Origin of the sequence: Pseudovibrio sp. Ad46, from assembly GCF_001623065.1 — a bacterium.
Taxonomy (GTDB): Bacteria; Pseudomonadota; Alphaproteobacteria; order Rhizobiales; family Stappiaceae; genus Pseudovibrio.
This window is the reverse complement of record NZ_LMCG01000050.1, coordinates 302,417-327,351: the sequence shown is the minus strand read 5'-3', so window position 1 is coordinate 327,351 and position 24,935 is coordinate 302,417. Positions and strand designations below refer to the sequence as shown.

Sequence of the window (24,935 nt, the reverse complement as noted above, 5' to 3'; positions counted from 1 at the left end):
TAAGAACGATAAGAAGGGTCCAGCCCAAGGATCTCTCCTGACCACAAGATAAACGGTCCAACACAGGAGAAGCTTCATGACTGATTTACGCAATTCCGACCGGCCTCCGGCGGATATTATGGATAGTCCATCGGACGACATGGCAGACTCGGATTACAGTCTTGGCCAAGATAACATTGAAGGAAAATTTGGACCCATTGGGTTTGACATTCACAATCCAGTATTCGCTATTTCAGCATTAGCTGTCGTTGCATTTGTTGCCTACACCTTACTTTTACCAGAGCAAGCAAACTCCGTTTTCAGCACGCTCTTTTCTACTGTCACGAAGAGCTTTGACTGGTTCTTTATTGGCGCTGCCGACATTTTTGTTATCATCTGCCTTGTAATCGTGGTGAGCCCTTACGGCAAAGTGCGCCTTGGTGGCAAGGAAGCTACGCCGGACTTCAGCTATCTGAGCTGGTTCTCCATGCTGTTTGCAGCTGGTATGGGCATCGGATTGATGTTCTACGGTGTTTCTGAACCGATCAGCCACTTTGCCTCCTCATTGGGTGGCACAACTGTTGGTGCTGATGGCGTGCGAACCGATTGGGCGCCGCTTGGTGCAGCTGCCACACAGGAAGAAGCGATCCGTCTGGGTATGGCTGCCTCTATCTTCCACTGGGGTCTACACCCATGGGCGATTTATGCTGTTGTTGGATTGAGCCTGGCGTTCTTCAGCTACAACAGAGGCTTGCCGCTGACAATCCGCTCTGCTTTTTATCCGATTTTCGGCGAACGTGTTTGGGGTTGGCCGGGACATATCATCGATATTCTTGCCGTTTTCGCAACCCTGTTTGGTCTCGCAACCTCTCTTGGTCTGGGCGCTGTTCAGGCGAACTCCGGCCTCAACAAGCTGTTTGGCATGCCAATTGACAGCACATGGCAGGTCATACTGATTGCTGCAATCACTGCGATTGCGCTTGTCTCCGTTGTGCGCGGTCTTGAAGCGGGTGTGAAGCTGCTTTCCGAAATCAACATGGGACTGGCTGCTCTGCTGGTGCTCTTTGTTGTTATTGCGGGTCCGGGCCTGATCTTGCTGCCAGATGCTCTGAACTTCCTCGGCGCTTATTTGCAGTATCTTCCTGCACTTTCCAGCCCGGTTGGTCGTGAAGATGTCAACTTCATGCAGGGTTGGACATCCTTCTACTGGGCTTGGTGGATTTCCTGGTCACCTTTCGTGGGCATGTTCATCGCCCGTGTCAGCCGTGGTCGTACTGTTCGTGAGTTCCTGATTAGCGTTCTGCTCATTCCATCATTGGTATGCGTGCTTTGGATGTCCATCTTTGGTGGTGCTGCGATCAACCAGATTGTCAATGATGGCTACACTGCTGTTCAGCAAGCTGCGCTGCCAGTTCAGCTGTTCACAATGCTGGAAGCTATGCCATGGGCAACAATCACAAGCTTTGTCGGTATCGTGCTTGTGATCGTCTTCTTTGTCACCTCTTCCGATTCCGGTTCTTTGGTGATTGATACGATTGCTGCAGGCGGCAAAGTGGATGCGCCGGTTCCTCAGCGTGTGTTCTGGTGTCTGTTTGAAGGCTTGATTGCGATCGTGCTGCTGCTTTCTGCAGGCGGACTGAAGTCTTTGCAGTCCATGGTGATCTCCACCGGACTGCCTTTCACAATCGTCTTGCTTATCATGTGTGTTGCAATTTGGAGAGGACTTGCAAGCGAGCCGCGCTAGGTTATCGCGATAACTTAGCCTCTTAACTTTCAATGCCGCCGCAACCTTTCAGGTTCGGCGGCATTTTTTTAGGCGACTTTCTCTTCTGTCACAGAGACGCGTCGTAAGACCTGCGGCGTACAGCTGTACCGGCGGCGGAACATGCGGCTGAGGTGGGATGAATCGCAAAAACCACAATCAACCGCAATTTGTGCAACAGATTTTTGGCTTTTCTCGATCAAGTGGCGCGCCAAATCCAACCGAATATTGAGGAAAGCAACCTGTGGCGATGTTTCCAAAGACAGGCGGAAGTAACGTTCTATCTGGCGCTTGCTCTTGCCCATGCGCTGCGCAATTTCCTGAATGGAGATCGGCGTGTCAATGTTTTGCTGCATGATGTGCAGAGCGCGCTGTACAATGGGGTTTTGAGTTTTCAGATCAAGCGGGATGCCGGGTTGAGGCTTTTCGGCCTGATGGGCATCATCAATGATCATGATGTGCAGGCTTTTATTGGCATGTGCGCGGCCTACATGTTTGTCCACCAGATAGGCGGCAAGATGGGCGGAACTTACACCACCTGCGCAAGTGAGACGGTCACGATCAACGACGAAGATCTGGTCGGTGACCGGATCAAGGCCATCAAACTGCTCTTTAAAATCAGAGTGGCTGAACCAACTGACGCAGCTTTTGTAGCCGTCCAGCAGTCCGGACCGATGAAGCAAAAACGCACCGGTACACACGCCCACAAGGGGAATTCCGGCGGCGGCAGCTTCTTTCAGGAAGTTTTGATAGGCCGGGCTGAACTCCGTACTCTCATCAATGAGACCGCCCACAACAACGATGTAGTTGAAACGTCGCGGATCTCCTAGTCGCTCTTTGGGGTGAACTGAGACGGCGCTGCTGGATGGGATTGGGTCCATGGTGTCTGACAGGACGGTCCAATTGCACAGGATCGGGCGACTTCGGTCCCCCTCATCTGCCGCGAGGCGCAGGACATCAACGAAGTTGGCAAATGCGCAAAGGGTGAAGCGTTTGGCGAGAATGAACCCAACAGAAAGACGGGTCTTTTCCTGCTTGGGAACTGGTTTACGCAAAGCGTTGGTCGGATGCGATAGTGCCTGTGTCATACGAGATGCTTCTCTTTATATTCAGGCCGACAAACTGCAATGATTACATTGCCTGTCTGCGGGCCTGAGCCCATCCAATCCAGGTCAGTTTTAGCGTGTCTTCAGCGGCATATTTTTCCAGTTGGTCTGACCATGCTGGCCTGCGTCTTTCTCGAATTTCGTCATCATGCCCAGTCTCCTAACCTGCGTTAGGAGGCCGGATTTATGGGCTTTGGCGACCACGCTTAAGCCCATGCAGTATTTATACTTAATTTGAGTCAGCTTGGCTACGCATTCCATCTGCACTCGCATAAAAATTGATCAGACGTGATGTGTTGATGGATGCTCAATCAAATGTCGTAGGGGTAATCCCTATCTGACGCAAATCTCCTATTTATGAGCGTAAAACCTCTCCAAATTGATAGTTTGAAGACGCGAAGAGTTCAGCGAAACGCTTTGTTTCATTTGAGATTTTGATTGGGAGAGACCTGTTTAGTGAGTGATACATCCTTCATCCTTCGCTTCACCTGTGTGGATCAGCCGGGCATTGTCTCGACAGTGACGTCAGCTCTGGCTGCTCGCGGTGCAAATATTGTTGAGGCGAACCAGTTTTGTGATCGCAAGACAAACCAGTTCTTCCTGCGGGTTGCCGTGCGTGTGCCTGAGCACATCGACAAAGCAGCGCTTGAGCTGGCCCTGTCACCCGCCGTTGACCGGTTTAAAATGCGGCTGAAGGTGGAAGATTTCTCACGTCGTCCCAAGGTCATCATCATGGTCTCCAGATTTGACCATGCGCTGCTGCATCTGCTTTACCAGATCAAAGTGGGTTGGCTTGATGCTGATGTTGTCGCCATTGTGTCCAACCACGCGGACAGCCAAGGCGTTGCGGACCACGAGGGGATCCCGTTTTATCACTGGCCTATCACCAAGGCGAACAAGCTTGAGCAGGAAGCCAAGCTGAGTGATCTTATTGAAAAAACGAATGCGGAACTGGTTATCCTTGCGCGCTACATGCAGGTGCTGAGCGATGAGATGTCCAGCAAGTTCTTTGGCATGATCATCAACATCCACCATTCGTTCCTGCCAAGCTTCAAAGGGGCAAAGCCTTATCATCAGGCTCATGATCGCGGAGTGAAGCTGATTGGAGCGACCGCTCACTATGTGACACCGGATCTGGATGAAGGTCCGATCATCGAGCAGGAAACTGAACGGGTGACGCATGGCATGACGGCGGAAGACTTTGTGGCTGCAGGCCGGGATATTGAATCCCGCGTTCTTGCACGAGCCGTCAAATTTCATCTGGAGGGCCGCGTCATGCTGAACAACAACAGCACAGTGGTCTTTACCTCCTAGCGGCCACTTCCCCAAACCCAACACGGCTCTGTCAACGCACCGAGAATTCATAGAAGTAAAGGATCGAAAACATGTCCGCATTTCCTAACAAAGCGAAAGTTGTGATTGTTGGCGCTGGCGGCATTGTTGGAGCTTCCGTCATCCATCATCTCATTGAAAATGGCTGGGACGATATTGTCGGCATCGACAAATCCGGCATTCCGACAGACATCGGATCGACAGCTCACGCTTCTGATTTCTGTTATGCCACCAGCCACGATCTTTTGACCTGCTGGACCACCATGTACTCCATGGATTTTTACGAGAAGATGGGTCATTACGCCCGTATCGGTGGGTTGGAAGTTGCGCGTGTGGGTGATGATGAGCGCATGGGCGAGCTCAAGCGCCGGGTGGATTCAAGCAAAGCCTTTGGCACCAATGTGAGCATCATCAGTGCTGCTGAAGCCAAAGAGAAATTCCCGCTTTTGGAAGAAGATCAGATCCAGGGAGCCTTGTGGGATCCTGATGCCGGTCTTGTTGTTCCGCGCTCTCAAACTGTTGCTGGCAAGCTTATTGATCTGGGTGAAGCGACCGGGAAGCTCAAGATCTTTGCCAACACATCGGCGCTGGAGCTCATCACAGATAATGGCCGTATCACGGGGGTGAAGACAGAGCGCGGGACCATCCATGCTGACCATGTTGTGGTGTGTGCTGGCCTTTGGGGGCGCCTTATTGCGGAGATGGCTGGCGAAGATTTGCCTGTCATGCCAGTGGACCATCCCCTCACTTTCTTCGGCCCTTACAATGAGTTTGAAGGCACTGGCGCTGAGATCGGCATGCCTTTGCTGCGGGATCAGGGCAACTCTGCCTATATGCGTGATACGGGTGATCCGAAGAGTACCGAGGGCGGGCAGATTGAATGGGGCTACTATTACGAGGAAAATCCTCGCCTTGTGCATCCGCGTGACATTTTGGAAAAAGAGCAGGCTCGTCTGTCTCCCTCCCAGCGAGATCTGGTGCTTGAGGATGTGATTGAGCCGCTGGAAAAGGCGATGGAGCTGACGCCGGTTCTGGCTGAGCTCGGATTCAATGAAAGCCATTCCTTCAACGGGCTTTTACAAGCCTCTGTTGACGGTGGTCCATCCATGGGAGAAAGCCGGAAGTTGCGCGGGCTTTGGTATGCTGTCGGCATCTGGATTAAAGACGGTCCTGGCATGGGCAAGCTGATTGCTGACTGGATGACCTATGGCAAAACCCATGTGGACCATAACTCGGTGGACTTTTCCCGCTTCAACGAGTTCCAGCTCAAGGAGCAGTACATCCATGACCGGTGCTGGGAGACTGCGAAGAAGATCTACAATCCACCTGTTCATCCCCGCGAACCTTTCGCCAATGCCCGTGGTATCCGTCGTTCACCGTTTTATGAGCGGGAAGTTGAGCTTGGGGGCTACTTCATGGAGCTTGGAGGCTGGGAACGTGCCCATGGCTATGCCGCCAATGAGCACTTGCTAAACAAGCATGGCAACCGTGTGCCTGAGCGTGAGAACGAATGGGACAAGCGCCATTTCTGGCGTGTTTCCAATGCTGAACATCTGGAGATGAGTGAGGATTGCGGCATCATCAATCTCTCCCATTTTCACATGACTGACATTTCGGGTCCAGATCACGTTAACCTGATGGAATGGCTGTGCGCAGCCAAAATTGGCGGTGACAAGAATATTGGCAAAGGCATTTACACGCATATGCTGGATGATGATGGCCATGTGCGGGCCGATTTCACGGTGTTTCGTATGGAAGACCTGTGCCGACTGGTGAATGGAGCAGATGCTGGACCGCGTGATCTTGTCTATATGCAGCGTGTTGCAGATGATAATGGCTGGAATGTCTCCATCACAGATGTGAGTGAGGATTACACGACCATTGGTATCTGGGGGCCAAACGCTCGTGAAAACCTGCAGAAGGTCGTTGAGGACCCTGACGCACTTACATCTGAAAACTTCCCGTTTGCGGCTATTCGCGAGATCACCATTGCTGGCAAAACCGTCTCTGCTTTCCGCATCTCTTATGTGGGTGAGCAAGGGTGGGAGCTGCATATGCGCTATGAAGACGGTTTGGCTGTCTGGGATGCTTTGCGCGAGATCGGCGTGATTGCGGTGGGTGTCGAGACCTATGCAAACTCGCGGCGACTGGAGAAGTCATTACGCTTGCAAAATGCAGACCTGCACACGCAGTACAATCTTTTTGAAGCCGATCTCTCCCGGCCAAAGGTGAAAGCCGCAGACTTTCGCGGCAAAGACAAGCATGTGGAGTACCGCGCCCGTGAGGCTCAACCTGCCATGTTGTGTACGCTGGTGATGACCGACAATACCGATAAAGACGGCGTTGCGCGGTACCCCGTTGGCAACCTGCCTATTATGCATCCGGACACAGGCGAGACGCTCATGGATGAACTGGGACGGCGGTCTTATACAACATCCATTGCTTATGGACCGAGCATCGGCAAAAACATCGCCCTCGCCTATCTGCCGCAGGAATACTGCGAGGAAGGGCGACAGCTGGAGGTGTCCTACTTCGATGAAATCTATCCGGTTGAAGTCGCCGGAGTGGGATATGCGCCGCTCTACGACCCGGAAAACCTGAAGCCTCGAAGCTAAATTGTGCGTTGAGCACGCAAAGATTTGAAGAAATGCAATGGCCCCGGATCTGATTAAGATCCGAGGCCATTTTCTTGTCGTGCACAGTGTTAACTCGCGCCGCGATGGGCGTCGTTTCTATCGGCTTTAAGCAGTTTCAGTTTCTGGTGTGCTTACCGCGGCTTTCTTGTTGTGAAAGATGAAGCCGATGAAGTTCAAAATAAGCTGGGCTGCAAGAATTTGCGTGGATTCAGATGGGTCATAGGCAGGAGCTACTTCCACAAGGTCCATGCCAACCACGTCACCGCGCTTGCTGAGGCCCTGCAGAATTTCAAGCACGTCGTAATACTGGAAGCCACCGTGACTTGGGGTACCCGTACCGGATGCGATGGACGGGCAGAAGGCGTCGATATCGACTGTCACATAGTAACGCGCGCCTGCCGGAATGCGTTCCAGTACAGCTTCTGCTCCCAGCTCGCGCACCTGACGGACCGACAGGATGTCAGAGCCTCTTGCGCGGGCATCGTCATACCCTTCCTTAGCGGTGGAGGATACATTGCGAATACCCAGCTGGGTCATTCCTGAGACATACTCTTTCTCAATCGCACGGCGCATAGGATTGCCGTGGCCTTCCGTCACGCCATGGCGTTCATCAACGAAATCAAGGTGTGCGTCGATCTGGATTACATGGATCGGGCCTTTTTCAGCACAATCTTCTTCGAAAGCACGGATGCATGGGATGTTGATTGAATGGTCACCGCCAATCACCACAGGCAGAGCACCTGCATCGAGGATTTTCTTGACCCCAAACTCGATGTTCGCATGGCTTTCAATGGTCTTGGTGTGGATGATGTCCGCGTCTCCAATATCAACGATACGGACATCGCTGCTGAGATAGGTGGCGTCATCTTCATGATCGTACGCACCGGCATGGCCGAATGAAAACAGCGTGGACGCTTCGCGCACGGAACGTGGTCCAAAACGTGCGCCTGAGCGCCATTGTGCGCCAAAGTCAAACGGTGCACCCAGAACCGCTACATCCGCATCAATTTGATCCCAATCCGACACATACTCTTTTTTTCCAAAAGTCGAGATTCCAACGAATGGTAGGTTGAGGCGCCCGGATTTATAGCCGTGATCAGACATATTTCTTCTCCGTTAGTTCATTATCTGTAGGCGAGTTCTGGCAAGAACAACGCAATTTGTGGGAATGCCATCACAAGCCCTGTTGTCAGCAGCAAGATCAGCAAGAATGGGGGAACTCCGCGGACAACATCCACAAATGGTCGGCGGAAAACAGCAATTGCCGTGAACAGATTGCATCCGAATGGCGGCGTGGCGGCTCCAATGGCAACCTGCAGGGTGATGAGTACTCCAACCAGCACCGGATCAAGACCCGTCGATTTGATCAGTGGGGCAAAGATTGGCACCAAAATCAAAATTACCACGATGGAGTCGACAAACATGCAGCCGATGAAGAACGCCAAAATGATCGCCGTCAGCGTCATTATCGGTCCAGCTTCATTCAGCCCGAGCGAACTGATGATTGTCTGAGGCACCTGTGCGAAGGATAGGGTCCAGGAGAAGGCCGCGCCCGCTGCGATCAGGATGAACACCACCGAGGTGATGGCCCCCGTTGACAGAGCAATATCTGGCAGATCACGCAGACGGATGGATCTGAAGATCAAGGCTTCCAGAACAACGGCGTACAGCACACAGATGGCCGCAGCTTCTGTTGGTGAAAAGACACCGCCATAAATTCCACCGACGATGATCAATGGGAAGCCCATGGGCCAGAGTGCGCGCCTTACCGCATCAAACCGCTCTCCCCAGTCAGACCTTTCCAGTACGGGGATGTCGTGTCTGTACGCATGCCACATGCAATAGGCAGAAAAGAACACCACGATGATGAGGCCCGGAACGATGCCAGCGATGAAAAGCTGCGAGATCGATGTGCCGGACACAACACCATAGATGATCATGCCGATAGATGGCGGAATGAGATAAGCCAGATCAGCCGCGTTGACGATCAACCCAATGGTGAAGCTATCTGAATAGCCTGACTTCAACATACGTGGCCGCATCGCACCGCCAACCGCAACAACGGTTGCTTGCGTAGAGCCACAAACCGCCCCGAACAGTGCGCAGGCACTGGTTACCGAGATGGCCAGCCCGCCCTTGATGTGCCCCATAAAGCGCATCACCACATCAATCAGACGATCAGCAGAGTGCCCGCGTGTGATGATATCAGCGGCAAGGATGAACATTGGGACTGCGACCAAGGCAGAGGGTTTGACCCCACCTATCATCTGCTGGACCAGTATCTGCGGACTAAAGTTTGGGAAGTAGATCAGGAACCCGATAAAGGCTGCCGAGATCAACGGCATTTTCATTGGGAATCCGAACAGCAGCAGAACGACCATGACCGTTAGCATGAGCTCTGTCATTTTGCGGTCTCCTCTTCCTTCTCAACGAAGCGCGCAACTGCGGCGGCCGTTTCCGGATCCTCATAACTGTCGACCTCCAGATAGGAGACGTAGATTTCCTCTTCCGACAGATCGAGGTTTCGCAAAGCTGTTAAGAGATATTGGAGGGTTGCTAAGCCCAACCCGATAACCACCCAGATGTAAGTTAGATAAAGCGGCACCTGCAGCGCAGGCGTAACCCGGCCCCGACTGGCAACTTTCGCCACATATTCAACGGCATACCAGGTCAGCGTCGCCATCATGGTTGCGGTTGTTATGGTGATCAAAATCATCAGGATCTTGCGAAGCTTCTGAGGCAGAGCATCATAGATGGCCGACATGCGGATATGGATGCCCTTTCGTGTGGCGTAACCCAGCCCCATGAAGGTGATGATAACGATCAGAAACTCATTGAGCTCTTCGGAGAAATAGATCGACTGGTGAAAGACATAGCGCCCGAACACATTTGCGATGGTGTTGACGGCCATGGCGATAACGCCCCAACTGAGGATGAAGACCTCAATCTTGCTAATCACACCGTCAACTTTCCCGAGGAGCTTAAAGGGGACAGAACGGGGTTCCATCTTTACCCTCCTCCAGTGTACCCACACCCCACCTTCAGAGATGAGATGTGGGACTTCCTATTATTGATGAGTTGATGCAATCTCAGTTTTCAGGGCCTTCAACAGCTCTTCGCCGCGAGATCCGGCAGCGTCTACATAGGCACTGGCCGTTGCTTCACTGCGAGCGCGGAAGACGTTGCGTTCTTCTTCTGAGAGGACCACCAGATTGATTTCAGGCTTGTTCGTCTTAATGGTGTCGAGACGTTTCTGGTTGAAGTCAGAGACCACACCATCAATGAAACCTGACATTCCAGCCATTGTTTCTTTAACAAGCTTTTGACGGTCTGGAGAGAGTGTGTCGAACCAGTCAGTTCCGGCAACAACGGTGGTGACGAGTTCCTGCTCGCCAGCCCAGATCAGGTAATCCGTAACCTCATAGAACTTCATCTCTTCGATGGTTGGAACAGGGTTTACCTGACCGTCTACCGCACCAAGCTGCAGAGCGCCAAAAACCTCACCAAATGGCAGCGGTGTTGGGCTCGCACCCATGTTCTTGTAGGTCTCCAATAAAATCGGAGAGACCATAACGCGCATTTTGAAGTTGGAGAAGTCATCCGGATTGCGGATTTCTTTGTTGGTGGTCCAGACCTGAGGTCCTTCTGAATACATGGTCAGGACTTCCAGGCCACGCCTGCGGAAATCCTCATTCAGATCACCGTAAATGGTCTCAGAGTTGTTCAGAATGTTTGAGACTGCTTTGGCATCAGATGGAAAGAGATATGGCAGCAGAAAAATCTGACTTTCCGGGACGATGGTGCCCAGATTACCGATGGATACGTTGGTGAACTGGATGAGGCCATCCGTCGCCTGCTCTACCGTATCCGTTGGTGTGCCAAGCGTTCCCATCGGGTAGATCGTGATGGTCACGTCCCCATCGGTCTTGGTTTCAATACGCTTCTTAAACTCCTGTGCATAGGCATCCATGATGGAGCCTGGAATTTCCTCGATGGCGAATTTCCAGTCTTCTGCATAAGCGCTTAGCGGGACTGTGCCCAGAACCATTGCAGCTGTTAGTGTCTTTAGCGATTTAAGAATTGAGTTCATTTCATCCTCCCACAGAACTAGTTCCCAATCTTCCTCGCCGCTAGCACACTAGATGTTGAACCTAGAAAAAATATCAAATAAGTTATGTTTACATGAAATATATCAATGTAATTAAATTATCTGAGAACAGGAAGATCATTAGATGAAACTTCTCCGAAACAATCTGCTCGAAGCATTTTGTGCTGTCGTGGAATGTGGCGGTTTTTCTGAGGCGCAGTTCAGGCTGGGTATATCTCAATCGGCGATCAGCTGCCGCATCCGGGATCTGGAACTTGCGCTTGGATATCGCGTCTGTGAGCGCGGTCGCAGTGGTTTCCAACTCACTGAACGCGGTAAGATCGCCTATGAGAAAGCGTGCGAAATTATCCGCCTTGTTGAGGATTTCGACGCTGAACTGCTTGAGTTGCGTGGGACGATTACCGGACAGCTGCGCATTGGCATTGTCGACACGGTGATCAGCCTTCCGGGGTTTCCGCTAGTCCCTGCGTTGCAGCGGTTTTTCTCAAAGGAGAACGACGTCAATCTGGAGCTGGTTGTTGCCTCTCCGAATGACTTGAAAGAAGGGCTGATTACGGGAAGTCTGCATATCGCGATCGCACCGTTTAAACGAAAGCGCGATGAGCTTGAATACATCAAAGTCTGCAGCGAAAATCACTATATGTACTGCGGTCAGGCGCATGACTTGTTTGCATGTGAAACCGATGAAATCTCGCCGGACATCCTGAACAATCATGCCGTTTGTCAGCGTTCCTACGACATGATCGTTGCACGGGATGCCAAGGCCCCAGAGCCCAAAGCGATTGTCACGAATATGGAAGCAGCCGCGGCTCTCATTTTGAGTGGGAAGTTCCTCGGTGTCCTCCCCGATCACTACGCCACCCAATGGGTCAACACCGGCGAAATGCGCCTTCTGGAACATCCAGATCTGACCTGGACATCAGAGTTTTACATCGCCTCACGCAAATCCCAAGCGCACAGACAAGCGGTCGAGTGGTTCATCAAGGCCTTGCTGCATGGATTGTAGGCGTTAGCAGTCAAACACTGGACAGCAGGATGCTTGTTTCGCTGTTCATGACGCCTTCGATAAGGCGGACTTCACGCAGGACGCGGTCGAATTCTGAGAGGTTTTCGACGCGGATGTCTGTGACCAGATCCCATTTACCGCTGGTGGTGTGAAGGACTTGCAGTTCAGGCAGACCGCGCAGTTTGCGGATGACCTGGGTGGTGTTGCGTCCCATCACTTCGATCATCATGACAGCTCTGATCTCGCCGCTGTCATAATCTTCACGCACTCGTGCCGTAAAACCAAGCAGAGCCCCTGTTTCCAGCAGTCGGTCCATGCGTGTTTGTACTGTTGCGCGCGAAACGCCCATAATCTGTGAAAGTTTGGAGACTGGAGCACGGCCATCCAAACGCAGAAGGCTGATTAATTGCCGGTCGAGTTCATCATAAATATGTTTCGCCGTATGGTTTTGCTTCATAAGTGCTCTCAACCCATAAGTTTAGCAATAATATAAAATTAACCTAGCAATCTGTCAAAAACTATCTCTCATACTTAGCAAGATTGATATGTTTTTTGCAATTTGCACAGTTGATACTAGGGAAACTGTAATTACTTGAGGAAAGCTCATGTCAGCCCCTGCCCCGTCAGAACTCGCGTTCGTTCCATTTGTCAGTGTCGACAATATGATGAAGCTGGTCCATCACATTGGCATTGAAAAAATGCTCTCGGGCATCGCCGACTACGTCGAAGAAGATTTTCGTCGTTGGGAGCTGTTTGACAAGACACCCCGGGTGGCTTCCCACTCCAAAGAAGGTGTTATCGAGCTGATGCCGACCTCGGATGGCGAGACATATGGCTTCAAATACGTCAACGGGCATCCAAAGAACACTAAGGAAGGCCTGCAGACTGTTACTGCGTTTGGTCTTCTGGCAGATGTGTATACCGGTTACCCTGTCCTTGTGACTGAAATGACCGTGCTGACAGCGCTTCGCACAGCAGCGACCTCAGCAGTGGTGGCAAAATACCTTGCTCCTAAAGATGCTCATACCATGGCGATGATCGGCAACGGTGCACAGTCAGAGTTTCAGGCTTTGGCGATGAAGGAAATCTGCGGGATCAAAACCCTGCGGCTTTACGATGTTGATCCCAAAGCGACCGAAAAACTCATGCGCAATCTGGAAGGTCGCGGTTTGACCTTGCAGTCCTGCAAAAGCGCAGAAGAAGCGGCTCTTGGCGCACAGATCATCACCACCTGCACCGCCGACAAGCAGAATGCCACCGTGCTTTCCGACAATATGGTTGGAACTGGCGTACATATCAACGCAATTGGTGGCGACTGTCCAGGCAAAACTGAGCTTGCCAGTGGCATCCTGACCCGCTCTGATGTTTTCGTGGAGTATCCACCTCAGACGCGCATCGAAGGCGAAATTCAGCAGATGCCTGAAGATTTCCCTGTTACTGAGATCTGGAAAGTGATCACGGGTCAGGCAGAGGGCCGCAAAGACGAGCGTCAGATCACGCTGTTTGACGGTGTAGGCTTTGCAACTGAAGACTTCTCCGCCCTTCGCTACGTTCGTGACCAACTTAAGGGCACTGGCTTGTACCATGACCTAGATATGCTGGCCGATCCTGATGATCCGCGTGACCTGTTCGGTATGGTGATGCGAGCAGAACCGGAAAGCGGAGACGCTGCATGAACCGTACATCCGTTCAAGCGCCCGGCGCCGTCGTCATGGTTCGCCCGCACCACTTTTCAGTGAATGCGGAGACTGCTGCTGACAACGCTTTTCAGGCTGAGATCACAACAGATTCAGAGCACGCCAAGCAGGCTTATGATGAGCATACCGCAATGGTGGAGCAGCTTGAATCTCACGGTGTGCGCGTTCATGTGTTTGAGGGAGATACTCCGGGACTTCCAGATTGTGTTTTCCCTAACAACTGGTTCTCCACTCATGCTGGTGGACACGTTGCGATTTTCCCGATGAAAGCAGAAAATCGCCGTCTGGAGCGTCGTCACGACATCCTTGAAATGCTGAAGTCCGACTACCGTGTTCAAGATGTCATCGACTATTCCGGCCTTGAGCAGGATGGGCTTTATCTTGAAGGAACTGGCGCAATGGTGCTCGATCATATTGATCGTGTTGCCTATGCGGTGGAGAGCGACAGAACCAACCCAATCGCGCTGGAACGCTTTTGCACGCACTTCAACTTTGAGCCGATGGTGTTTGCAGCTGAAGACGACAAAGGCACGTCGATCTATCATACCAACGTGCTGATGTGTGTTGGAACCAACTTTGCGCTGATCGGTACAGACATGATCACAGATACGGCGCGGCGCTCAGAAGTTGTGGCACGCCTTGAAGCCACTGGTCGGGATGTGATTGAGCTGAGCAATGCTCAGATCTCAGGTTTTGCCGGAAATGCAATTGAGCTGATGGGCAAGGATGGCCCCCTGCTCGCACTTTCGCAAACTGCCTATGATATTTTGACAGAAGAGCAACGCGACAGGATCTCAGCGACCGCAACATTGGTGCCGCTTGCTATCCCAACGCTTGAGCTGGCTGGCGGTTCTGTGCGCTGCACAATTGCAGGTCTTCACCTGTCCCCGCGCAACTAATTCTCGCAAAACGAGATACGCCCGCCAGAGACCCTCCGGCGGGCGTATTTGTATCAATTGCAGAGATTATCTGAAGTCAGATGAGCAACGTTTCTTTCTTCGAGACATCCTGAGTGTGTTTTACGACGCGCGGATTGCGTTGCCCCCAATCTGTATAAAGATCAGCCATGATGGTGCCTGAAGACGCCTCTGCCATTTGAGTTGTGATTTCAGCAGATTGCTGGCTGCCAAACACAACCACTTCCTCTCCCAATGTAACGCCCGTGAGATCTGACACATCCACGACAATGGTGTTCATGGAAATCTTCCCAAGAACGGGCTGTTTTTTGCCCTGAACAAGCACACTGCTTAGTCCTGCAAAGCGTCGCAGATATCCATTGGCGTATCCCAATGATACTGTCGCAAGTCGCTTGTCTTCATTCAGCACCGTCGCACGGTCATAACCAATCGTGCTGCCAGCGGGGAATTCTCCAAGACTTATTATTCTCGCCTTTAATGTCATGGTGGTCTTAAAGCCAAGCTCTGGCTTTACAATGCCGTACATCACCGCACCACAGCGCATCATGCCTGTGTAAGGGTTGCATGAGGAGACAAGTGTCAGCGTGCTGCCGGCATGGACCAGCAGGTTCTCACGATGCAGAGACGTATTGGTGACGACCCAATCCACGTCCTTGTGATAGCGCGCGATGCTCACCTCAAGTTCCTCAGGTAGGTTTGAGGGAAAATGAGTACTCACGCCTATGATGTGCGGTCCAAGCAAATCTACGATACGCTGGCATACCTCTTTGCCTTTTAGGGAGGAAAGCTCTAAGCCATCCCGAGACATTCCCCCTGCATTTAACGAGAGATGGTAGTTTGCAGGGGTGCTGTCATTCCTGCGGACACTGGCAAGTTCCAAGGCGCCCTCAAGACTGCCCACTTGCTCCTGAACCTGAAAAGGCAAAGCAGCTTCAGCCTCATCGCGCGTTGTTGCCCGCAACCGGAGCAAGTTACCTTTATAACCGGTGTCGCGAACAGCTTGCGCTTCTGCGTTTGACGTGATGCCGACGTAACGAACGTTGTTGCGCTGGATGATTGGCATGACGTTCGCGATACCGTGTCCATAGGCATCTGCTTTGACAACTGCACAGAACTTGGTTTTGTCGGGCAAAAGCCCGAGCGCAATCTTTAAATTCGCTTCAATTTGGGTGCACGAAATCTCGCACCAAGATGAATACATTGGTGTTGCCATCTTCATATATGCCGATGTGAAAGTAACAGTAGAGAGCTGCCTCAGCTCATTAGAGTGAGCTGAGGCTAAACTCTGATCAGCCGAACACCAGTTCTGGCAACCAAAGCGCAACCTGTGGAATAAAGGTCGTGATTACCAGCGTTGGCAGCCATGCGAATGCAATCATTATCAGCGTCGGCTTCATCATCTTGTTGACCGGAGCGTCCGTCACACGAGCCCCAAGATAAAGCAATGGTGCTGTTGGGGGCGTGATGTTTGCCATGCCCAGATTGACGCCAAGCACCGCTGCAAAGTGAACCGGTTCCATGCCAACACTTTGCACGATTGGCAGCAAGAGCGGCGCGGACAACAGCAAGCCGGAGATATCATCCATCAGCATGCCAATGAGGATCATGACCAGATTGACCATCAGCAGGATAATGATCGGGTTGTCAGAAACTGAGTAAATCAGATCCTTTGCCATTGCCGGAATGTTCTCAAACACCAGAAACTGGCTGACAATGAGCACCATAAGTACCATCATCATAACAACGCCAATGGTTGTGCCAGCATAGCGCAGCGTTGGGAAAAAGTTCTCCCTATCAAGACCGCGATAGATAAAGAAGCCGATCGGAATTGCGTAGATCACAGCGACACCGGCAGCTTCTGTTGGCGTCATAACACCACCATAGATGCCACCCAGAATGATCACAGGCATCAAGAGCGCAGGCATAGCTTTGAAGCTTCTGGTGCGCAGTTCAAACGTGAACTTGCCTCCCACACGTTCGGTCTTCAGGTCCTTTACATTCCGTAGCATCACGAAGTTCACGATGCAGAGGAAACCGATGAGAATGACCCCTGGAATAACGGTTGCCAGAAAGCACTTGAGTACGGATTGCTGTGTGGTCCAGGCATAGAGAATTTGTGAGGAACTGGGCGGGATGAGCAGGCCCAATGGACTAGCGCTCACGATCAACGCCGCTGCCATGCCTTCCGGATAGTTGGCTTTGCGCAGATGCGGCATCATGATGGAGCCGATGCAGGTCAGCGTAGCAGCAGCAGAACCAGAGATGGCTCCGAAGATGCCACTTGCAACAACTGCGGCAGCACTCAGCCCACCACGTACGTTGCCCACCATAAGCTCAGCAAGGGACACTAGAGGCGCCGCGATGCGGCCTCGCTCCATGATTGCACCAGCCAGGATGAACAATGGAATTGCAAGCAGGACCAGTGAGCTTACCTTCCAGTGCCCTGTTGGCATAAAGCCGCTGACGTCGTGCCCGCCAAAGAGCGCGATGAATAGCAGAACAGCGCCAAAGGACATTGGGACGCTGACACCAATCACCAGCATGAGGCAGATAAGAATAAGGCTTCCCAGAATAATCATAGTGCTGGCTCTTTTGTTTTTGTTGTCTCTGGCATGACCGGTGGAAGCGACACATCATCTTGCTGTTGCACATTTGGTTGTGCCGCAGATTTGGCTGGGCCGGTTTTGACGAGCACGATCAGATGCAGCAGGCTGTAGAAGGCCATGGTTGCAAAGCCGACCAGCATGGCAAGGCGTGGGACAAAGAACGGAATTCGAAGGGCAATTGTTGCGCGCCACCGGGGATAGCTGTCGATCTCATCAATGATCATGAGTGCGGACCAGTAAACCAGTGCCATCGCAATGATGAACTCAATCGAACCAATAACGAGGGCCCGTACATGTGCTTTGCGTGGATCCTTGATCACATAGGTCAGCAAGTCTGCATTCACATGAGAGCCATCGTAGGTTCCCATTGCGGCGCCTGCGAAATACATCCAGAAACAGATAATCAGCAGCCATTCTTCATAGGCAAACAGGTCTGAGCCAAATCCATAGCGAAAGATCACCACGAGGAAGAACGTGCCAGCCATGATGATGCAGCCGATGGCAAGCAACCAGGATTTGATCGTTACCAGGCGGTCGACAAATCGAGACCAGCCTGGTGAGAGGTGTTGTGAGAGTTCAGACATGAATGCTCATAGTTCTGGCTTAACTTCAGGAAAAGGAACGGGCAGCAACAGACCACCCGTTCGCATAGGTGTCTTTGTGCTTATTTATCTGCCATCAGAGCATCGATGGTGTCTTTGCCAACGATCTCAGAGATTTGTGGCCATACGTCCGCACGCACTTTCTCAGCGATAGCAGCACGGTCCTCATCAGATATAGTCACAACCTGATAACCGCTTTCCTGAAGCTTTGTGACGTATTGTGCCTCGTTGTTTCTGCCCCAGGCGGCATAATCACGTGCGGCTTTGTCAAAAGCTGACTGGACAGCTGACTGCTGCTCTTGGGAGAGTTTGTCCCACGTGCGGCTAGAGGCGTAGTAGGTGGTGTTTTCAACTACAGCGTTGTACGGGATGAAGGCCTTGCCAACATCAGAGGTTGCAAATGCGCTGTAAGCCAACTGCGCTGTACAGCAGATCGCTCCATCAACCGTACCCGCCTGTATGGCAGGAAAGACTTCGCCCCAGTTCATTGTGGTGGCTTTAAACCCAATTGATTCAACTGTCGCTTTGATGACCTGAGAGCTCCAGACACGAATGTTCATGCCTTTGTCGCCTGTGTTGCCTGCATTGTCAGGCACATCATTTGCTACAACACCGATGAACCCTTCTGGTGCGTTTGCCAGTAGCTTGAGACCCAAGCCGTCAAGACGCTCAGCAAAGATTTTGTTGAAGGCAGAGCCCTTGTTCAGATAGACTTTTTCGGCTTCATCCCAGCTGCTCACAAGGTATGGCAGAGAGTTGATTTCCAGAACCGGATCACTGTGCGCATACACCACAGAATGCACCAGATCTACGTTTCCACGTGCAGCAGCTTCAAACAGTTCTTCGCCCGCACCAAGCTGGCCTGCCGGGAACACGGTTACTTTTAAATCAACATTGGCAGCTTCAATATCAGTCTTGATTTGCTCAAGCAGTGTGTTGCCGTAGTGCTCAACTGGTACAACACCGGCAAGCTTCAAGGTGGTTGCAGCAGAAACGCCGCTTGTCAGGCCGATTGTCAGCGCAGTTGCAACTGCGAATTTTGTGAAATTGGTCAAGTGTCTCTCCTCCGGAAAATCGTTTTTTGCGTATGCCGAGTGCTGGTTGTGTGCGCTACCCCTTTTTGCTGCAACTAACAACCTACGCATAAATTCATAGGACCAAGAGTAGACGCATTAAGCAAGTTCATATATTTAATGTAGATATAAATTTGAGTAATGTCATATGAATCGAACCTCTCTTGAACGCTTCTGTCGAAACCTCGATTGGAACTTGCTTTATACCTTTCTCATCATTGTTGAAGAGAAAGGGGTTACCAAAGCAGCAAAGCGACTTTTGCTGACACAACCAGCCATTACCAATGCCTTGAAACGGTTGGAAAATCAGTTTGATTGCATGCTGATAGACCGTAATGCAGGTGAGTTCTCACTGACCAAAGCCGGGCAGCTTCTCTATGAGGAATGTCTTGAGATTTATAGCGGTGTTTCGCGCATTGCAGCAGTCCTGAAAGACGTGCGCGAGGACGTGACCGGACACGTTTCCATCGCAACTGCAACCCATGCGGAGTCGCCTGTGATTGATGCTGCATTTGTCCGTTTTCACAGGACGCACCCAAAGGCGACGCTCTCAATCAAGGTTGCAACAAGTGGTGATGTGGTGACACAGGTGAAGCGCAAAACGGCGTCTTGCGGAATAGGCCTAACCACGGCTCGTCAACCTGGCCTGACCTATGAGGTTATCTACCGTGAGAGATTTGCGCTTTATTGTGGTCGCCTCAGCCCGCTGTTTGGGCGTGATGATATTCGCAAGGAAGAGCTCGCCCATGAGCCCTATGTGACTTTCCCCACTGATGAACCCGGCGGAGAAATGAGTGAGTTTGCCATGGCACGCAACAAGCTGGGCATTGAGCATTCCCCTGTTGGCCGGTCCTATCATTTGGAAGAGTTGCGCCGACTGATCGAGATTGGCGTCGGCGTCGGCCCATTTCCGGTCCATGTGGCCCGGCCTTACGTCGAGGCAAAGCGTTTATGGCGCATTACCGACTTTGCAGACCTGCCGGTCTACGACATTGCACTCATTACGAACTCAAAGACCCGGCACAATGCAGCGGAGGCAGCGTTTATTGAAATCTTGCGGGATGAAATCAAAAAAGTGCCTCTGGAAGACAGAAGTTACCTGAACTAGGCCTGACCACTGGGGGGCAAACGAATGCCCCATCTCTGGGAGAGATGGGGCTACAAGCTCGTCGATGGGCTTTAATCAGCAAGACCCAAAAGTTGATCAATGATCGTAACGAACAGGTCTGCTCCGATCGGGATCAGCTCATCCGGGAAGTCATAGTCAGGATTGTGGAGCTGAGGCTGCGCTTCTCCAGAGCCCAAAAAGAACATGGCAGACTTTGCGCCATCCAATCCAAATCGGCCAAAATCTTCTGACCAACGCATCGGATAATCCAGTTCCTTCAATGGGGTGCCGACCCGTTTTGCTGCCTGAATAATCTGATCACAGCTTTCTGGGTGATTGACACAAGCAAGGAAAATATCATGCCATGTGATGGCAACATCCAGATCAGGAGTTGCCTGCGTGACAGCTTCTTGTGCCCGGTCAATCATATCTTCCATCAATGCATCACTGATGGACCGCAGTGTGACACGCAGCTCTCCAAACCCGGGTGCAATCCCAAACGTTGGCTCCCCTAAACGGGCATGAGTTAATGTGCTGAGTGTGAATTGATTATTCATTTCCCCGCCGACACCCAGCTTCGCAAGCTGCTCCATCAACACAGAGATTGCCGAGGCCGGAGAAAAACCATCTTCCGGTGCAGCTGCATGAGAGCTCTTTCCGCGCAGGTTGATCTGCATTCCGCGGGATGCGCAATTGGCATACTCCCGGCAGATGCTGACTTCTCCCATGGGGCGTCCCGGTAAGTTATGCAGTGAGAAGGCGAAATCGGGTCGGAACTCTGCGAAGTTCGGATCTTCAATCACAGCCGCCGCCCCTGCTCCAGTCTCTTCAGCTGGCTGGAACATCAACACGACACGCCCTTGCTTCGGGCGTCGTGCGGACAGCAAATGTGCTACGCCAAGAACCATCGTCATGTGCCCGTCATGCCCACACAGGTGGCCACGGTCCGGGATTTGTGAGCGATAAGGAACCTCAGAGATCTCCTCAATCGGCAACCCATCCAGCTCACACCGGATCATCACAGTTGGCCCATCTGCAGCGCCACGATACTCAGCAATCACCCCAAAACCGCCAAGCCCGGAAACAATATGATCAGCCCCAATCCGCTCGAGTTGCCCGACAATAAAGCGACCAGTTTGCTCTTCTTCACCAGAAGCTTCCGGCGCTTTATGCAGTGTTTGCCGAACATCTGTCAGATGACCAATTTGTTCAGCAGTCAATTTGAACTGGATCGTGTCCAAAATATAAGTCTCCACACTTGTAGTCAGATGCGCGCACAAAACCAGACTAAGCATCCCGGCCCGCTCAGATCAATCGGCAGGCCGCTTTTTCCAACGCAATCAAAAACTTGAAGGATTAGCCAACCAGGTTGGAAGGCATCTGTAACAGTTTGCGATGTGAACGCGAACGCGGGTCCAAGTTCTTACAGGCCCTTTGCCCTCTTCTCTCCCCAAAATCGCAAGCGCGTAAGCTCATGGCAAATACAAATGAATTATATCGGTATTCGGTGCTGTTATGGCGTGCTTATTGAAGGCCTATTTTTTGTCAGACCAACCATCTCGGATAGATCTGTGTCGCTCTTCACAAGGCTGTTTTAAACTTCGGGATGCCATTGTGATACGGTCAGTTTCCATTTATCTGTCAGTCGCTTGACGACAAAAGATAAGTACCAACCGTATTTATGTAGTTAGGCACACTCAGAATTGAGCCATTTTATAAGGCACCCAAAAATCTGCCAGTTCACTTGTGTAGAGCCAATAGAACTGCGTCAGAAACAGATAGGCGCAAATAAGAGCTGCTGCAGTGAAACGCAAAGCGTATCCGCGTATTTGAGAGATGATTATTGGGTAGAACAGAATTTGGACTGGGAGGAAGTATTTTCCGATCCTATCAACGATTACAGCTGAGGGAAGCATCGGCAATAGTAGAAGTGAAAATACGGCAATCCATGCCATCAAGTTCATAACCTTGTCGAACTTTTGGGGAAGTTTCACGTTTTTTCTGATAAGTAGGAAACCAGCCGCAGGCAAAGCGTTAAATAGTAACCTTATCAGCGCGCCTCGAGATCCGGCAGACGTTTCAACATAACGCAAAACGTAGACACCGATACGATCTGCCAACAAGAACTCCACTAGGAGCGCACAGATGGCCAATATCGCTGGATATAGCAAGATTCGATTTTTTTGCGCGAGTACGAGCCAAAATATCAGGCACATAATCGCGGTTCGATGAAATAATGCTCCCATCAAAATGCAGACTACGAATGTCCACACACGATCTCGCGCCAGAAATGCAAGTCCAATCAATATGAATCCGAGCGCAGTGGTTTGACGCACGTGATCCATTGCCATGATCGTCACGATGTGCGGCATCGCAACTGCAACTGCTACCCAAGGATAAGGCGTTAGAGCAGCGAACATTACTAGTCCAACAACCAGAACTACTGCGCAAAAGAAAAAGACACCAGTGATGCCCAACCCCATCTGATGGGAGAGCCAATTCAAAAAACCGTAACCGGCATCTGTAAAGGCCATTGCTTGCATAAAAGGTAGTTCAGTTATCAATTTGAAGATGTAGTTGTACTGTATCCAGTCTTTTCCAACCTCAAAACGAAAACCTATAAAAACGCTCAAGGCAATCGCAAAGGACGCCAGCAAAGCCCAGCTTACGACAGATGTGCGTCTGTCAAAAACGGACAACATACTACCTGAATACACAACCCCACTTATGATGACGTATGGCCACATAGGTCTTATGCCTTTCGCTTTTGCATTCCGGCTGTCTGGTCAGCAGTAAAGCTGACTTTCCTGATTTGCCTTCCCAACTGAGCATCTCCTTCTGCTGGAGAAAAACGCTCAGCGCCATTTCCAGGGAAGAACGTCATCTCACCGAGTTTGAGACCTGCTGGCATGAAATAGAAATCGACGCGGACAAATCCGAAGCCTTTTGACAGCTGACGTGCTGCCTCAAGGGCATGATCAAGTAAGGCTGGCTTGCGCATTGGGATCGGATTGCGCTCATAGCACATTGAGTAAGGGAGAAGCTGCCAACTCGTATCATACAGTTGGCGCGTGTGATGGGTGTACCGGCCATGATCGACCTGAACAGCAAAAGGCTCCCCATCTGCACAAAAGAACTTGAAGTCCTTAGGTGGGTTGCCTGTTTCATCACGTAGTAAAGGCTCTACGATAATCCGTTTGCTAAGTCCTTTGTAGTTAGGTTCACGGCTGCGCTTGTAATAATCCTCTGAGAACCAACTACGGAAAATCTCCAAGTCTTCCATAGAGAAGGCTCGACCGTTCTGGGCAGTCCTGATTAAAGCTTCACCACTGCCATGGGTGGACTTGGCAATAAGCTCACCTTCGAAATGAAACGCTTCAATATCCCAAGTATTTTTAAATACGCCGAGCGTTGGTACAATCAAATGCTCCATACCAATCTCAGCGAGCCATTTTTTGACTTCGGCCTTGTCGGTCACCCGACTTGCGAGTGCAAGATCCCCCCGAAAATCCCATTTTTGTGCAAGGATATGCTCGTTAAAACTGCGTGGTTTCCGCGGGTTCGGGAAATATCCCAAGCGTTTCCGTGCGTTTAAGACAGAAAGTGCGTTATCCCAGAAATGTCCGGTTGGAAGGAAGTTTTGTAGCTTCATGAGCTGTCACTCCTGGTCACGAGGTGAGAGTGTTAGATAAGAAAGTCGCCACACTCCGCAAGCTAACCAGCGAAGGCCCAGTGACCATGAAAGAATGGCTGCAGAGGATGCAATCGCTGCACCGTTGATGCCCAGGTACGGGATCAACGTCACGTTTGCAGCAACGGAGAAAACACCCGATGCAAAGAAGATCCATGCTGTGCGCTTCTGGTGTCCTTGCATATAAAGCGCTTGCATAGTTGCTCCGTTTGCGGCCACAGCCAGATTAGCAGCGCAAAGGATGAGCATCACCGGATAGGCTGCCAGATATTCTGGCCCTGCTAACAAGGTGATAATTTCGTCTCCCCAGACTGCGAGTGCCACGAGAGCAAACAGGCCAAAGGCGATTGAGAAGAGAACACTTTTGCGAAGGTATCCTGAGATTTTCGAGGGAGCTGCCGATCTGTCTGCTGTCGCAAGATAGGGCGCGTAAAGATGACCAATGGCTTGCACGCCGAATGTGACAAGCACTGATGCCTGAGCGGCGATGCGGTAGATTCCAGCTTCTTTTTCTCCGGCAAGCACACCCAGAAGTATCGTGTCGATCTGCCGATTGAAGATCAGAAGTCCAGTCACAATTGCAAAGGGAGCGACGAGGTGTAGCCATTCACGGCCACCCATACGGTCTTCTTTTGGGACCGGTAGCAGGTTGCCAAGATATGGGCGGGAAAGTACCAGGCTCACTACTGTGATCGCGATTGCGGCTGCGATGTAGACTGCAACAGCAAACCTCCAGCCTTGTGCCTGCATTTGCTCTGTCAATAAAAAAGCAGTTGCCAGGACGAGCAATGGCACAAGTACGGTTCCGACAAGGATTGCTGCATTAGGCCGGAAGCTGCCGCGCAGAACCCCCTCCATCAAGCCTGTGAGGCACAGGAATGGCAGAGCCAGAGAAAAGAATGCGACACTTACAACAAAGACATTGGAGCTTTCACTTAGTGCAACAGCTGTCCAAAGGCACACCATTGGCACGCCTGCATAAAGAAGCGACAAGCGAAGTCCTGTTGCCAGAAGAGGTCCGGCCTGCTCTGCTCCGCTGCGTTCACTGGCAATGGCCACGTGCTTGGTGATCAACGTGGATGCGCCGTTTTTGATCGGGATTGCCAGCAACATTATTGTTGCGAGCCCGAACGCAAAGACGCCAAAAGCCGAAGGTCCAAGTATTCGTGCCAGATAAATGGTCATGGCAGCACCTGCCAAGGCCTCAGTGCCTTTGAGGGCCAGCACCTTGATGCCAGCCTGATGTCTGAGCAGGCGAGCGATCATAGCAGTGGTTCCTTTTCAGAACACCTGAACCGTTTTGACTTAGAAG

The 24,935-nt window shown here is 51.5% G+C and carries 21 protein-coding genes; 7 read left to right on the top strand and 14 right to left on the bottom strand.

The window, feature by feature from the left end; all coding sequences use genetic code 11:
- Window positions 1-76 precede the first annotated feature (76 nt).
- Window positions 77-1,723, top strand: a complete 1,647-nt coding sequence (locus tag PsAD46_RS15950) for a BCCT family transporter (RefSeq protein WP_063307334.1) — start codon at window positions 77-79, stop codon at window positions 1,721-1,723.
- 68 nt (window positions 1,724-1,791) lie between these two features.
- On the opposite strand, the gene PsAD46_RS15945 is transcribed toward PsAD46_RS15950, so the two are convergent.
- The gene (locus tag PsAD46_RS15945) at window positions 1,792-2,829 is read right to left on the bottom strand and encodes a GlxA family transcriptional regulator (protein WP_063307333.1); all 1,038 of its coding nucleotides are present in this window, start codon (window positions 2,827-2,829) and stop codon (window positions 1,792-1,794) included.
- Window positions 2,830-3,303: 474 nt separating this feature from the next.
- Between PsAD46_RS15945 and purU the strand changes: the two genes are divergently transcribed.
- Both purU and PsAD46_RS15930 read left to right on the top strand, forming a co-directional pair.
- On the top strand, window positions 3,304-4,161 hold the full coding sequence (purU, locus tag PsAD46_RS15935; RefSeq protein ID WP_063292011.1) for a formyltetrahydrofolate deformylase: 858 nt from the start codon (window positions 3,304-3,306) through the stop codon (window positions 4,159-4,161).
- A gap of 71 nt (window positions 4,162-4,232) precedes the next feature.
- Window positions 4,233-6,794, top strand: coding sequence for an FAD-dependent oxidoreductase (locus tag PsAD46_RS15930; RefSeq protein WP_063292010.1), 2,562 nt, complete (start codon window positions 4,233-4,235; stop codon window positions 6,792-6,794).
- A 126-nt stretch (window positions 6,795-6,920) separates the two neighbouring features.
- Here the strand turns inward: PsAD46_RS15930 and speB are convergent, their stop codons facing one another.
- From speB to dctP (PsAD46_RS15910), 4 genes are read right to left on the bottom strand one after another with little or no spacing between them, the layout of a single operon-like run.
- Window positions 6,921-7,919, bottom strand: coding sequence for an agmatinase (gene speB / locus PsAD46_RS15925; RefSeq protein ID WP_063307332.1), 999 nt, complete (start codon window positions 7,917-7,919; stop codon window positions 6,921-6,923).
- A 20-nt stretch (window positions 7,920-7,939) separates the two neighbouring features.
- The gene (locus PsAD46_RS15920; protein WP_063288608.1) at window positions 7,940-9,220 is read right to left on the bottom strand and encodes a TRAP transporter large permease; all 1,281 of its coding nucleotides are present in this window, start codon (window positions 9,218-9,220) and stop codon (window positions 7,940-7,942) included.
- Window positions 9,217-9,822, bottom strand: coding sequence for a TRAP transporter small permease (locus PsAD46_RS15915; RefSeq protein WP_063292008.1), 606 nt, complete (start codon window positions 9,820-9,822; stop codon window positions 9,217-9,219). Before PsAD46_RS15915 ends, PsAD46_RS15920 begins: the two co-directional genes overlap by 4 nt.
- A 60-nt stretch (window positions 9,823-9,882) precedes the next feature.
- Window positions 9,883-10,905, bottom strand: a complete 1,023-nt coding sequence (gene dctP, locus PsAD46_RS15910; protein WP_057465200.1) for a TRAP transporter substrate-binding protein DctP — start codon at window positions 10,903-10,905, stop codon at window positions 9,883-9,885.
- Between the two features lie 142 nt (window positions 10,906-11,047).
- On the opposite strand from dctP (PsAD46_RS15910), the gene PsAD46_RS15905 reads away from it, so the two are divergent.
- Window positions 11,048-11,929 carry a LysR family transcriptional regulator gene (locus PsAD46_RS15905; protein WP_057465201.1) on the top strand — a complete coding sequence of 294 codons (882 nt, stop codon included), beginning with the start codon at window positions 11,048-11,050 and terminating at the stop codon, window positions 11,927-11,929.
- Between the two features lie 10 nt (window positions 11,930-11,939).
- Here PsAD46_RS15905 and PsAD46_RS15900 read toward each other — a convergent pair whose 3' ends face one another.
- A complete protein-coding gene (locus PsAD46_RS15900; protein WP_057465180.1) occupies window positions 11,940-12,386 on the bottom strand; it encodes an Lrp/AsnC family transcriptional regulator in 447 nt (148 codons plus the stop codon).
- Window positions 12,387-12,534: 148 nt separating this feature from the next.
- On the opposite strand from PsAD46_RS15900, the gene PsAD46_RS15895 reads away from it, so the two are divergent.
- Together PsAD46_RS15895 and PsAD46_RS15890 are read left to right on the top strand one after the other, a co-directional pair.
- Complete coding sequence (locus PsAD46_RS15895; RefSeq protein ID WP_057465181.1) at window positions 12,535-13,605, top strand: ornithine cyclodeaminase; 1,071 nt, start codon at window positions 12,535-12,537, stop codon at window positions 13,603-13,605.
- A complete protein-coding gene (locus PsAD46_RS15890; RefSeq protein WP_063292007.1) occupies window positions 13,602-14,525 on the top strand; it encodes an arginine deiminase-related protein in 924 nt (307 codons plus the stop codon). The genes PsAD46_RS15895 and PsAD46_RS15890 overlap by 4 nt, the downstream gene beginning before the upstream one ends.
- A gap of 76 nt (window positions 14,526-14,601) precedes the next feature.
- Here PsAD46_RS15890 and alr read toward each other — a convergent pair whose 3' ends face one another.
- The 4 genes from alr to dctP (PsAD46_RS15870) all read right to left on the bottom strand — a co-directional run bounded on the left by alr (window position 14,602) and on the right by dctP (PsAD46_RS15870) (window position 18,806).
- A complete protein-coding gene (alr, locus tag PsAD46_RS15885) occupies window positions 14,602-15,744 on the bottom strand; it encodes an alanine racemase (RefSeq protein WP_208981870.1) in 1,143 nt (380 codons plus the stop codon).
- A gap of 88 nt (window positions 15,745-15,832) precedes the next feature.
- Window positions 15,833-17,122 carry a TRAP transporter large permease gene (locus PsAD46_RS15880; protein ID WP_063292005.1) on the bottom strand — a complete coding sequence of 430 codons (1,290 nt, stop codon included), beginning with the start codon at window positions 17,120-17,122 and terminating at the stop codon, window positions 15,833-15,835.
- Window positions 17,119-17,733: a TRAP transporter small permease subunit gene (locus PsAD46_RS15875; RefSeq protein WP_057465184.1), complete on the bottom strand. Its 615-nt coding sequence runs from the start codon at window positions 17,731-17,733 to the stop codon at window positions 17,119-17,121. The genes PsAD46_RS15880 and PsAD46_RS15875 overlap by 4 nt, the downstream gene beginning before the upstream one ends.
- An 80-nt stretch (window positions 17,734-17,813) precedes the next feature.
- On the bottom strand, window positions 17,814-18,806 hold the full coding sequence (gene dctP / locus PsAD46_RS15870; RefSeq protein ID WP_057465185.1) for a TRAP transporter substrate-binding protein DctP: 993 nt from the start codon (window positions 18,804-18,806) through the stop codon (window positions 17,814-17,816).
- A gap of 166 nt (window positions 18,807-18,972) precedes the next feature.
- Between dctP (PsAD46_RS15870) and PsAD46_RS15865 the strand changes: the two genes are divergently transcribed.
- Entirely contained in the window at window positions 18,973-19,932 is a 960-nt protein-coding gene (locus PsAD46_RS15865) for a LysR family transcriptional regulator (protein ID WP_057465186.1), read from the top strand.
- A 71-nt stretch (window positions 19,933-20,003) separates the two neighbouring features.
- On the opposite strand, the gene PsAD46_RS15860 is transcribed toward PsAD46_RS15865, so the two are convergent.
- The 4 genes from PsAD46_RS15860 to PsAD46_RS15845 all read right to left on the bottom strand — a co-directional run bounded on the left by PsAD46_RS15860 (window position 20,004) and on the right by PsAD46_RS15845 (window position 24,889).
- The gene (locus PsAD46_RS15860; protein ID WP_244273216.1) at window positions 20,004-21,173 is read right to left on the bottom strand and encodes an amidohydrolase; all 1,170 of its coding nucleotides are present in this window, start codon (window positions 21,171-21,173) and stop codon (window positions 20,004-20,006) included.
- Window positions 21,174-21,629: 456 nt separating this feature from the next.
- Window positions 21,630-22,634, bottom strand: a complete 1,005-nt coding sequence (locus PsAD46_RS15855; RefSeq protein WP_208987880.1) for an EpsG family protein — start codon at window positions 22,632-22,634, stop codon at window positions 21,630-21,632.
- Between the two features lie 50 nt (window positions 22,635-22,684).
- The gene (locus PsAD46_RS15850; RefSeq protein WP_063288600.1) at window positions 22,685-23,584 is read right to left on the bottom strand and encodes an ATP-grasp fold amidoligase family protein; all 900 of its coding nucleotides are present in this window, start codon (window positions 23,582-23,584) and stop codon (window positions 22,685-22,687) included.
- 6 nt (window positions 23,585-23,590) lie between these two features.
- Complete coding sequence (locus tag PsAD46_RS15845; RefSeq protein ID WP_063307330.1) at window positions 23,591-24,889, bottom strand: oligosaccharide flippase family protein; 1,299 nt, start codon at window positions 24,887-24,889, stop codon at window positions 23,591-23,593.
- Between the last annotated feature and the right edge of the window lie 46 nt (window positions 24,890-24,935).